Source organism: Colwellia sp. SU-HH01217 (assembly GCF_057543495.1).
Genome location: NZ_BAAJLX010000001.1, coordinates 432,064 through 444,208 on the forward strand (window position 1 = coordinate 432,064; position 12,145 = coordinate 444,208).

At 38.4% G+C, this 12,145-nt stretch carries 11 protein-coding genes; 8 read left to right on the forward strand and 3 right to left on the reverse strand.

What is annotated here, in order from left to right; all coding sequences use genetic code 11:
• Positions 1–12 precede the first annotated feature (12 nt).
• Together AC27G3_RS01880 and hrpB are read right to left on the reverse strand one after the other, a co-directional pair.
• Positions 13–1,290 (reverse strand): hypothetical protein, encoded by a 1,278-nt coding sequence (locus AC27G3_RS01880; RefSeq protein ID WP_487118246.1) that lies wholly within the window; start codon positions 1,288–1,290, stop codon positions 13–15.
• A 62-nt stretch (positions 1,291–1,352) separates the two neighbouring features.
• The gene (gene hrpB / locus AC27G3_RS01885) at positions 1,353–3,926 is read right to left on the reverse strand and encodes an ATP-dependent helicase HrpB (RefSeq protein ID WP_487118248.1); all 2,574 of its coding nucleotides are present in this window, start codon (positions 3,924–3,926) and stop codon (positions 1,353–1,355) included.
• A gap of 278 nt (positions 3,927–4,204) precedes the next feature.
• Here hrpB and AC27G3_RS01890 point away from each other — a divergent pair, with 278 nt between their 5' ends.
• On the forward strand, positions 4,205–4,657 hold the full coding sequence (locus AC27G3_RS01890) for a hypothetical protein (protein ID WP_487118249.1): 453 nt from the start codon (positions 4,205–4,207) through the stop codon (positions 4,655–4,657).
• Between the two features lie 150 nt (positions 4,658–4,807).
• Here the strand turns inward: AC27G3_RS01890 and pepB are convergent, their stop codons facing one another.
• Positions 4,808–6,121, reverse strand: a complete 1,314-nt coding sequence (pepB, locus tag AC27G3_RS01895; protein WP_487118251.1) for an aminopeptidase PepB — start codon at positions 6,119–6,121, stop codon at positions 4,808–4,810.
• 113 nt (positions 6,122–6,234) lie between these two features.
• Here pepB and sfsA point away from each other — a divergent pair, with 113 nt between their 5' ends.
• The 7 genes from sfsA to panB all read left to right on the forward strand — a co-directional run bounded on the left by sfsA (position 6,235) and on the right by panB (position 12,140).
• Entirely contained in the window at positions 6,235–6,945 is a 711-nt protein-coding gene (gene sfsA, locus AC27G3_RS01900; protein ID WP_487118253.1) for a DNA/RNA nuclease SfsA, read from the forward strand.
• Between the two features lie 140 nt (positions 6,946–7,085).
• Positions 7,086–7,343 (forward strand): hypothetical protein, encoded by a 258-nt coding sequence (locus tag AC27G3_RS01905; RefSeq protein ID WP_487118255.1) that lies wholly within the window; start codon positions 7,086–7,088, stop codon positions 7,341–7,343.
• A gap of 423 nt (positions 7,344–7,766) precedes the next feature.
• A complete protein-coding gene (gene dksA, locus AC27G3_RS01910) occupies positions 7,767–8,213 on the forward strand; it encodes an RNA polymerase-binding protein DksA (RefSeq protein WP_487118256.1) in 447 nt (148 codons plus the stop codon).
• A 21-nt stretch (positions 8,214–8,234) separates the two neighbouring features.
• Complete coding sequence (gene gluQRS, locus AC27G3_RS01915; protein ID WP_487118258.1) at positions 8,235–9,146, forward strand: tRNA glutamyl-Q(34) synthetase GluQRS; 912 nt, start codon at positions 8,235–8,237, stop codon at positions 9,144–9,146.
• Between the two features lie 151 nt (positions 9,147–9,297).
• The gene (pcnB, locus tag AC27G3_RS01920) at positions 9,298–10,716 is read left to right on the forward strand and encodes a polynucleotide adenylyltransferase PcnB (protein ID WP_487118677.1); all 1,419 of its coding nucleotides are present in this window, start codon (positions 9,298–9,300) and stop codon (positions 10,714–10,716) included.
• Positions 10,717–10,733: 17 nt separating this feature from the next.
• Positions 10,734–11,240 (forward strand): 2-amino-4-hydroxy-6-hydroxymethyldihydropteridine diphosphokinase, encoded by a 507-nt coding sequence (gene folK / locus AC27G3_RS01925; RefSeq protein ID WP_487118260.1) that lies wholly within the window; start codon positions 10,734–10,736, stop codon positions 11,238–11,240.
• A gap of 105 nt (positions 11,241–11,345) precedes the next feature.
• Positions 11,346–12,140 carry a 3-methyl-2-oxobutanoate hydroxymethyltransferase gene (panB, locus tag AC27G3_RS01930; RefSeq protein ID WP_487118262.1) on the forward strand — a complete coding sequence of 265 codons (795 nt, stop codon included), beginning with the start codon at positions 11,346–11,348 and terminating at the stop codon, positions 12,138–12,140.
• The last annotated feature ends 5 nt before the right edge of the window (positions 12,141–12,145 follow it).

The window sequence follows — 12,145 nt, forward strand, 5'->3', positions numbered from 1 at the left end:
GGCATTGATTAATTATAAATAGGCATAAAAACTTTTAATGCGCTTTTTCGAAATAGCGCCTTCAGAACTTCCTCTGTCGCGTAATACCGACACTCTTAAGCTTTTTTTATCAACCGATTTAAGTACACCTTCAAAGGTCACGTTATCTGTCGTGACAACTTTTACTTTTTTATTAATATACCTTTTGGCATTTACTAAAGGTTTTGCATAATATTTAAAGACTTTAACTTGGTTTTTCTTTTCGATTTGCTTAGGAGTTAACACCACCACTTTATCGAACTTTTTCAACTGCCAGCCATCAAATATCGTTGGCAGGTCAAAATTATTCACTTGAATTTTAAGCCCTAACGCTTCTCTTAAATCTTTCTCATTGTAATGACCAATATTATCAAAACTATAACCCAGTGGCGGATCCATCGAGAGATGCACTGTACTACCAGGTTGTAATAACTCTCGATATGTTCGCTTAATGTCGTCGGTCATGTTTAGCTTAGCTGTTTTTAATGCATCACCAACAAGCAAAATATGATTATCGATATAATCATCAATACTGACGCCTTCTTGGGCTGCACAATAAGCATTTTTTCGCTGATTATATCCCAAATCGGTAATATCCATTGAAACCGAATCGATCGTTGGTACTAATGCTAAATCACTATATTGAGTTAAGTCGCTAACAATGTTTGACAGCTCAAAACTCGAAGAGAAGCGGGTCATATTATCGACATCGAAGTCCGACTCACCCGATAGTTTACTAATGACATCGCCAACAACTGACTCTTTGTTTAACGAAAAACTGCCTGAAAAATTAATATTGCTGTATCCCATAGCAAGATACTCATCAATACCTAACTGCATTTTTTGTCCACAACCAGAAGCTTGTAGCGCACTTAAATTATCAGGCTGCTCAGTTTGTTTGATCATACTGACTAATGAAGTCGTTAACGGTAAGTTGAAATTGGTTAATTTGAAATAGAGATGATCAGGAAGTGCGAAGTCATTGTCTGTAGCTTTAGGAAATAAAAGCTCAAACAAACTGCCAACACCATATTCAACTTCATCGAAAGTCATTTGAATATTCAAAGCAGGAACATAAAGCCGTCCTCCCTGAATAAGCGCATTGCCGTTTAAACTCAACTTGGCACTGTCGTAGCTTATATCAATACTATCGCCGCTGTTGGCAATTGCTTGATCAATATTGGCTTTAAACTTCCATTGTATAAAAAAATAAAAGCTTAACGTTATCAGTAATAGTAAGCCGCAAACTTTAAGTAACAGTGATGATTTCATTGAATATTTATTCTTTTAATGTTTGTACTAATCAGTCTACTATACAGATAAAAAAATAAAGATTAAGTATTCTTTATCAAGCGCTTCACTTTATTAGTTGCTTGCGCATTAGCAGGATCATCTGGCCAGTAATGTTTCGGATATTGGCTTTTCATGTCTTTTTGTACCGCTTTATAACTGCCTTGCCAGAATATCACTAAATCTTGTGTCACTTGAATCGGCCTATTTGCTGGCGACAATATTTCTAAAATTAGCGGAATACTTTTGTTACCTAACTCCCCAACACTCGGAGTTTCATTCACGCCATACAGCTCTTGCATTGGTAAGGACACCATTGGCGATTTCTCGGTGGAATAGCGAATTTTGCAATGCCTCCCTGTAGGGCCAATAAAATGGGTTGGCGCGCATTGAGCGAGTAGTTGCTGTTGACGATAATCAAGCAAGCTTAACAACATGGCATTTATATCGAGTTTCTTAAACTGACTTTTTGACTTTATTTGCCCTACAAAAGGTACAAACCAAGTTGAAAGTTTGTCAACTAATGCTTCATCACTTGCCTCAGGTAAGCCTAAATGTGCTTGATATTGATTAAGCCACCGCCATCTGGTTAGCAAGGTTAAATTATTGTCAGTAAAAGGGATAAAAGCCAAGCCTTGTGCTTTAATAACATCACACCACATCAGCGAAACTTGTTCAGGGGTGAGCTGTTCATGGTTGGGAGTTTCATCGATAACAATTGCACCTACTTTATTTTGCTGGTGCGCGAACAGACGATCATTTTTCGCATCATACCCCAAGTTAACCACTGATTGTATGCGAACAGCTTGCCAGTTAACTAAACAATGCAAATCCACAGGCGCAGCTAACCGCACTTGTAACACCTGTTGGTTTTTCAATTGAAAATTATTTGACTGATAATTAGATTGACTCAAGTTCGCTACCACAATATAAGGTTCATCTGCTAGTGCATCTTCATGATTTACCGAAATGCCTTTCCCGTTACCTGCGATAAAATCACCAACACGACCTCTATTTTTTGCCAGTCGTTCTGGGTAAGCTAGCGCTAGCAATGATCCACAAAATGCCACAGGTAGATCATCACTTGAACAACCTTTTACTTTTACTTGTTTTGCTAGTTGCACGGCCTGTTGTTTAATTTGATTAATTGCAGGGTGAACATTTTTTTTATCCGATAATGTTAATAATTCATTGACTCTATGGCGTATATCGCAGTCATAGCGAGCACGATCACCTTTGATAATATCTTTTGCTTCTAATAACGCCGTTAACACGCACGCTAAAAAACCAAGCTGTGGTATCTCTGTTGATTGTTCCAAGTTTTTAGCTTTAACAATCATGTGAGCAAAGCGCGGATGACTCGCAACTTTTGACACTTCATGGCCATGAGCAGTTAAATGATTTTTATCATCAACAATCTCAAGTGATTGCAACTCTTGCCATGCCAGCTTCTCTTTTACGTTTGGAGGTAGTTCTAATAAAGGCAATTCGCTTAGTTGACTAACGCCCCAGCGTGCCGATTCAATTAATAAAGGTAGAATGTCGGCTTGCATAATTTCAGTGATATTGTGCTCAGACCGACGATTAAAATCTTCAAGGCTATATAAACGAATACACTTGCCTGGCATTAAGCGACCAGCTCGTCCAGCTCGTTGAATGGCTGAAGCTTTAGATATCGCTTGTTGATGTAAACGGTTTGTGAGCGTTTGTTGTTGATACAGAGCAACCTTCTCAAGGCCACAATCAATGACTAAGTCGACCCCCTCAATGGTTAAACTTGTTTCAGCAATATTGGTCGCTAGCACCAATTTATAACGACCCGACGGGCAAGGAGCAATCGCTTGTTGTTGCGACTTAACAGATAAATCACCGTACAAAGGGCTTAATAGCATGTTAGCAGGCAGTTGATTAACTAAACCTTTCATAAAAAAATGAATATCAGAAACACCCGGTAAAAAAACTAAAATGGAGCCTTGATGTGATGTTCCTTGCTCTTTAACAACACTTAATGCGTGCTCTCGCCATATTTTGATATTTGCAGGAGCACGATAAGTAACCTCAACAGGAAAGCTTCGTCCCTTACTGTTTAACGCAATGGCATCGGGTAGTTGAGAAGTGAGTTGATCGCTGGCTAAAGTGGCTGACATTAACACGATTTTTAAATCGTCTCGTAACCCTTGTTGTACATCTCTTGATAAGGCAAATGCTAAATCAGCATGTAATGAACGTTCATGAAATTCATCAATAACAATTAAGCCGCAGTTTTCTAATTCAGGATCATGTTGAATAATTTGCGTTAAAATACCTTCTGTAATGACCTCTAACTGTGTTTCATTAGAAACTTTACTATCATTACGTAAACGATATCCTACTCGTTGACCAACAGGCTCACCCAGTTGTTTAGCAAGGAAACAGGCAATATTTTTAGCTGCTATACGTCTTGGTTGCAACAGGTAGATTTTTTTATTCGCGAGGGCGTTAATCGTTAAAAGCCACAAAGGTAAGCAGGTTGATTTTCCTGCCCCAGGAGGCGCAGATAAAATGACAGTATCATGGCTGTCCATTGCTTGAAGAAAATCTTCTTTGATCGCTTCTACGGGTAATACTACTTGGCTCATAACTCACTTTCTGTAGTTAAATTAACGATTAACGTTACTTTCTCTATTATACTTAATATTAAGCTATTGCTTCTACTCATCTTTAATAAACATTTTTATACAAGCTATCGTTTGCTGCCTTATTTCAATAACGTCATTCAATTACCTTAAAAAATAAATTGATAAATCACTGTTTTAACAGGTAAACAAAAACTTGAAAAATTAAAAAAATAGACTTACTTGGCAGCTTTAAAAAATCTTGGTATTAATAACAACCCAATTAATTTTGAGAATAAAAAATGAATTTATCTGCACATGGAAGTTACAGTATTGAACAACAAGGAAATATTCTCTTAGTTGATGCAAAAGGTCCGTTTAATGAAGTCACTTTAGCGCAATATCATTTAGATATGAAAGAGGTTTGTCAGCAAATGCAAGGCCAACCTTGGGCTTCCTTGGTTACATATTACGGCAATAGTATTTTCACCCCAGAAGCAGAAGCCTGCTTGATAGATGTGACTAAGTATAGAGTCAAACACGGTATGTTAGTCAATGCTTCAGTGATCATTAATTCCAACCATGCCGACTTACAACAAATGCAATTAACCAGAGTTTACCAAAGTGCGGGAGTGTTGTTTCATGTGTTTAGTGATGTTGAGCGCGCCAAAGACTGGCTCGTTGACTTTTTAGATGACCAACGCACTGCAATGATTTCAAAACCTTATGCAGCACGTTGTCAATTTTCACTGTAGGTAACCTAAGCTCGGCTTAACAACTATTTCTCTAGTAGCTATTTTTCCTTACTCATTTTTCAAATGGTAACTATGTTTTAAACCGAGTCACATCAGGCTAAGTAGCTACTCAAGGTTTTACTCCTGAAAATTTATGAATAAGCCTAACTTTTAAGCACTAGTCAGTAACTTAGCAATAGTCGCAATACCTTGTCCGGTAGCACCTGCTCCATATAAGCTGGTTGAGCTACCGTGGTAGGCCGCAGCTAAGTCCATATGTAACCATCCCACTCCTTCGTTAGGAACAAACCTAGCTAAAAAACCTGCGGCATTACTCGCACCACCGGCACCACCCCCTTTTTGCGTTCGGCTATTTGCTGTATCGGCAAATTCCGATGTACATTTATCTTGATGCCAAGTCGCAAGAGGTAATTGCCAAACAGGCTCACACGTCTCAGAAGCTGCACGTTTAGCTAGCTCTACAATATTAGCATCTAAGCCAAATAATGCCGTGTAATCAGCACCTGTCGCCATAACCGATGCACCAGTTAACGTTGCCGCATCAATAATCATTTCTGCACCAGTTTCTGCCGCCGCCATTAAGCCATCAGCTAAGACTAAGCGCCCTTCAGCATCAGTATTGGCAATTTCAACCGTAACACCGTTTTTATAGGTCAGTATATCGCCTAATTTAAATGCTTTGCTGCTAACCATGTTTTCTGCACAGCACAAAAATAATTTAACACGCTTATCCAAACCTTGTTGAATAGCCAACGCTAAAGCGCCAGAAACAACCGCTGCTCCTCCCATGTCGCACTTCATGCTAAACATGCCTTCGCTCGATTTTATGCTATAGCCACCACTGTCAAAGGTAATACCTTTCCCCACTAAACTAGCAGCAACAGGCGCGTTTACATCTTGGCTTGGATTATAATCTATGGTCACTAAACAGGGCGGGTTACAGCTGCCTTTACCAACATTGTAAATACCTACCCAACCAGCGTCATTTAAAGCCTCACCTTTAATCACTTCAACACTGACACTATCAGGAGCTTGAGCAGTAATATAATCACTAGCAAGTTGCCCTAATTTTTCAGGAACCAGTTGACTGGGAGTTTGATTAGTTAAGTCGCGACTCCACGCATACACCTTAAGCTTTGTCGTTAAACGGTTCACTAATTCTGGCTGACCGGTAAACTCTACATGGGTTAATTTACCTACACAGGTAAAACCTAAAGCGAATGCCCATTGCTGGTTTTCAGCCCATTCATTTCCTGATAACTGCGCTTGATGCACTCCTGCTCTTTCAATTTTACGAGCTGCTTGTTGAATTTTTCTCAAGCCAACTTCGTCAGTATCTACACTACTGTTAAAGCAAATATGAATTTCATCACCAACAAATTGGACTAAATTATTACTTTGCCAATTACTGCTAGGTACGTTTTCAGGGGAATTAACCAACAAAATTTTAACAGTGTGTGTCATGTGTTTTCCTATAAAGTAATTTGAATGAATAATAAGAGGTATTCTATACCAATTAGTATGTTGATATGCTCAAATATAAGCAACTGTGTAAGCCAAATAATCTGATCTCCTAAATGAAATTTACCCAACCACTTGAAAAAGCCACACTAATTAAACGCTATAAGCGCTTTCTTGCTGATATTATTTTAGCAGATGGCAGCGAGACAACGATACACGTAGCTAATACTGGTGCTATGACTGGCTGTGCCGAACCTAACGATAGTGTTTGGTACAGCACATCAACCAATACAAAACGCAAATATCCTCTTAGTTGGGAGTTAACTCAAACCCAAAATAATCACTTTATTTGCGTTAATACAATAAAAGCAAATAATTTAGTAGAAGAAGCAATTAATAATCTTATTATTCCAGAACTTAATGGATACGCAAAGTTAAAGCGTGAAGTGAAGTATGGCGATGAAAATAGTCGGATTGATATTCACCTAAGTGGTCATCATAATGGCTTACCTAATGCTTATGTCGAAGTTAAAAGTGTCACCTTATTAACCGATAAACAAGGCTATTTCCCAGATGCAGTAACAACCCGAGGACAAAAGCATTTACGCGAACTTATCGCAATTGCTAATTCGGGCCAGCGAGCGGTTTTATTTTTTGCTGTTTTACACACAGGCATCGACTCAGTTAAAGTTGCTCAGCACATAGATCCTAATTATGCCGCATTATTAAAAGAGGCGCAGCAAGCAGGTGTAGAAGTGCTTGTTTACCGAGCCGATCTCAATGAAAAAGAAATAAAACTCACTCACGCTATAAATTTTTTACCGTAATTCATATCAAAATGATAAAACTGTTCAACCAGTGATAGTAATCGTCTAAAAAATATACTACTATAACAGTCGTTGCTTCGCCGCAACTTGCCGCAACTTATAGAGCAATTAATTACTGCAATCGTAAGTAGGGAGATAACATGCAAACTTTATCGACAGCAGAAAACGACACATTACTTGAAAGAAGACAAAACACGATAGCACAGTCTGAACTATGGGATCGCTTATCGTTATCACAAAAGTTTTCAACCAGTAGTTTAAATCAATTCGGTTACGATTTAGCCTTTATTCGCCAAGGTGTTAAAGGAAGCTCTGCCATTTTACTATGCGGCTCAAGTATCGCAACCGTCTCTGTCGAAGGCGATGTTGACACTAATCCCTCCATTGCCATTAGATAATCTAATTAACATCAGACGCTTACCTTTTATTATCCAAAAAATAATGAGGTAACTGAATTCAATTTTCAAATCATAAATACGCAATAAACACTCATTTTTAACTAGAATACAGCCAAGATAAATTTAAAAATACTTAAAAAATATTGACTAACTATAGGTAAACTTGATAAAAGTGCTTCCTTGCAGGAAAAGGCAATAATAGAAAAGTCCATTAAATTAATTTAACATATTGAATTAATTATAAAAAAATCTTTTTTAGTGTTTAACCTTGATTTTTTTACCCTGCGACACAATATAGACCTGCAATAATAGGTCTATTTAATATTGGCAATTGCAACCCAGTGAATTTTTGTCAATTACTTTACAAATAGCGATAAAGTAAACGCACTGAGGTCTATGTAAGTAGCATTTAGGAGAATTAGCATGCCAAAGAGTAAACAGAAAGCATTAGGGATTTTAGCCTTAGCAGAGGTTGAACCATACCAAGAAAAAGCGGGCGAAGAGTACATGAACCCTGCGCAAGAAGAGCATTTTAAAAAGATACTCGATGCTTGGCGAGTACAGTTACGTCAAGAGGTTGACCGCACGGTTACACATATGCAAGACGAAGCAGCAAATTTCCCAGATCCTGTAGATCGTGCTGCTCAAGAAGAAGAATTCAGTTTAGAGTTACGTACTCGAGATCGTGAACGTAAACTTATTAAGAAAATTGAAAAAACGCTACAGTTAATTGAAGACGAAGATTTTGGCTTCTGTAATTCATGTGGTATTGAAATTGGCATTCGACGTTTAGAAGCTCGTCCGACAGCTGATCTTTGTATTGAATGTAAAACTTTAGCGGAAATTAAAGAACGACAAATGGCAGGCTAGTTTTACCGTCCCTGTTATACCATGTCATCTGCTTTTTTTTCGCAGCATTTAGAACGACCACATAATACTTATCGTGGTCGTTTCGCTCCCTCCCCTTCCGGATTATTACACTTTGGCTCTTTAATCGCTGCATTGGCGAGTTTTCTTGACGCTAAAAGTAATCAGGGCACATGGTTAGTTCGTATTGAAGATATTGACCCACCAAGAGAGCAAGCAGGCGCTAGCCAAAATATATTAAACACATTAGACGCCTTTGGCTTACACTGGGACGAGTCAGTTCTTTATCAATCTCAGCAAAGTGAAGTCTATCGTGATGTACTCGAACACCTCGCGACCCAACAACTCAGTTATTACTGCCGATGCACTCGCGCCGAAATTAAAAAAATAGGAGGGATTTACCAAGGCCATTGCCGCTCTTTAAATCATCCTAAGCAAAATGCATCGACAAAAGTACGTAACGACCACGGAATAACACACTATACCGATTTAATTCAAGGTAAGGTGTCGTGTAACACAGTCCTTGCTCAAGAAGACTTTACCTTGGTCAGAAAAGACGGGTTATTTGCTTATCAATTAGCAGTAGTCGTTGATGATATATATCAAAATATTAGCCACGTTATTCGAGGTTGTGATTTACTAGAGCCTACTGCCAGACAACTCAGTTTTTACAACCTCCTCAATAAAACACCTCCACAATTTGGTCATGTACCTTTAGCGGTTACTGCCGACGGCTATAAACTAAGTAAACAAAACAAAGCCCCTGCCATTGATGTTAATAAGCCACAACCTGCTTTAGTTGCTGCGCTTGATTTTCTCGGTCAACAACCACCACAGGCATTACTTCATTTAACTCCGGAGGCAATTATCACATGGGCTATTGAACATTGGTCTTTGGATAGCATCCCCAAAAAACATCAAATCTGCTTTTCGTAGCACTTACTAACCTTAACAATTCCCATTAATCGAACAAATGCAGGATTATTGCTGTTTTTTCATTCTCTTTTTATAAGGGCTGTTATATCATTGCGCGTTCATAGCAAGTCTGTACTTAATCTGTTTAACATTCCAAAATTCGGGGTCTGTAATTATCAAACGCGTTATCAACTTATGTAAAAAAGTTTTAGGTAAAAAATCTAGAAATAAAAATGCTTCAGCACCCGTTGCAGGCCCTACTGTATTAACGCGCGATCAACATAGCGTATCTCGTAAACAAATTAGCGCTAACGCACTAAAAGTTCTGTATCGCTTAAACTCTGGTGGATACCAAGCTTACCTAGTAGGCGGTGGCGTTAGAGATATTTTATTAGGGCTTGAACCAAAAGATTTTGATATTGCCACCAATGCAACTCCCGAACAAATTAAAGCCTTATTTAGAAATTGCCGTTTAATCGGTCGTCGTTTTCGTTTAGCGCATATTGTTTTCGGTCGTGACATTATTGAAGTGGCAACTTTTAGAGGTCATCACGATAATGCACCTAAAAAAGAAAACAACGCTAAAGCCACATCTAAGCAAAGCGATGAAGGCATGTTATTGCGAGACAATATTTACGGTAGCATTGAAGAAGATGCTGAGCGCCGTGATTTTACCATTAACGCCCTTTATTATTCAGCTATCGACTTTAAAGTGTACGACTTTGCAAATGGCGTACAAGATGTTTTTGATAAAAAAATTCGTTTAATTGGTGATCCTGAAACTCGCTATCGTGAAGATCCTGTGCGTATGTTGCGTGCCATTCGTTTTTCAACAAAACTAGATATGGCGATTAGCCAAGAAACTGAAGCGCCTATTCATGAATTAGCATCATTACTTGATAATATTCCTGCCGCTCGAATGTTTGAAGAATTCTTAAAAATGTTTATCTCAGGTAAAGCGACAGCTAACTTTTTATTGTTACGCGATTATAAGCTGTTTCAATATTTTTTCCCGGCATTAGAGCAGCTTCTGACTCAAGATTCGCACCCTCATCTTTATGCTTTTATCACGCTTGCGATGAATAATACCGACAATAGAATTAACAATAATCAAAGAGTCACACCCGCGTTTTTAATTGCCGCATTTCTTTGGTACCCCATGCAAATTAAAATAACGCGATTAAAGTCTGAGACACAACTAACACCTCAAGATGCTTTCTTCTCTGCACTCAATGAAATAATGTCTGAGCAGCAACGCAGTATTTCCATACCTAAGCGCTTCCAAGCGGTTATGAAAGATATTTGGATTTTACAAGAAAGGCTAGAGCGAAGAGATGGTAAACGCGCCATGATCGCTTTTGAACATCCTAAATTTAGAGCGGGTTACGACTTTTTATTGATCAGAGGCGAAATTGAAGGTGGTCATGCACAAACATTGGCAACCTGGTGGACTGATTTTCAAAATGCTTCTGCAGACACTCGCATACAAATGATTAAGAGTGCGCCCAACAGTAAAGGTGGTCCTCGTAGAAGCGCAAGAAAACGCAGAAAGCCTAAAACAGCACGTACTTCAAATACACAATCAAACTAACTATTGGCGACTTTTAAATGTCACTTGTTTATATAGGTTTAGGTAGTAACTTATCCGATCCCGCCATGCAAATTAAGCAGGCGGTATTGGCTATATCTTCGCTAGAAAATTGTAAAATTGAACGTATTTCTGCCCTGTATTTTAGCCGACCAATGGGACCAAAAGATCAGCCAGATTACATGAACGCTGTTTTATCCTTGTCAACATCTAGCAACCCTATTGCGCTATTAGATGCCTTACAAACCCTAGAGAACAACGCCGGCCGAGTGAGAAAAGATAATCGCTGGGGCGCGCGAATTCTCGATTTAGATATCCTACTTTTTGATAATCAAATTATCGATTCTCCGCGGTTAACCATTCCTCATTATGGTATGAAAACACGCGAATTTGTATTAACGCCACTTTATGAAATTGCACCCACTTTAGTATTCCCCGATGGTGTAGCTCTGAGTGAAATAGTCCATACAATTAATCAAAACGGTCTAAAAATTTTCGACTATAGTTTACAGTTACCGATTAAATAACTGTTCTTGTATAATTGCGATGTATTTCAATTTATGAGAAGGTACGCCCACTGAGTATTTACTCAAATTTTTCATTAACAGATATTCAATACCATTGAGACGATTATGGCAAAAATAACCACAGCAACTTTATTAAAAATGAAGCAGCAAGGTGAAAAGATTTCAACTATTACAGCTTATGATGCAAGCTTTGCAAAACTATTTGATCAAGCCGGCATTCATGCGATTTTAATTGGCGATTCGCTTGGCATGGTTTTGCAAGGTGAAAATGACACTTTACCTGTCTCTGTTAATGATATGGCGTACCATACACGTTGTGTTAAACAAGGTGTAGAAGAGACGCTTATTATCAGTGATATGCCTTTTATGAGTTATGCAACCAAAGAGCAAACTTATATCAATGCCAGTAAACTCATGCAAGCTGGTGCAAGCATGGTTAAAATGGAAGGCGGTAGTTGGTTAGTAGATACAATAAAAGGCCTCACTGAACGTGGCATTCCTGTTTGTGGTCATTTAGGATTAACGCCTCAGTCAGTCAATGTTTTCGGTGGCTTTAAAGTTCAAGGTCGCCAACAAGAACAAGCTCAAGAAATGATTGAAGAAGCCAAAAAGCTTGAGCAAGCAGGCATTCAATTATTGGTTTTAGAATGTGTACCCGCTTCTTTAGGTAAAGCGATTACCGAAGCTGTGAATATTCCAACAATTGGTATAGGTGCCGGTAAAGACACCGATGGTCAAATATTAGTGATGCACGATGCTTTAGGAATTTCTTGTAGCTATATGCCTAAATTTTCTCGGAATTTTTTACAAGACACTGGTGATATTAAAAAAGCGATTGAGCTTTATATCAGCGAAGTCAGTAATGGTCATTTCCCTGGTGAAGATCATATTTTTAAATAAAATCA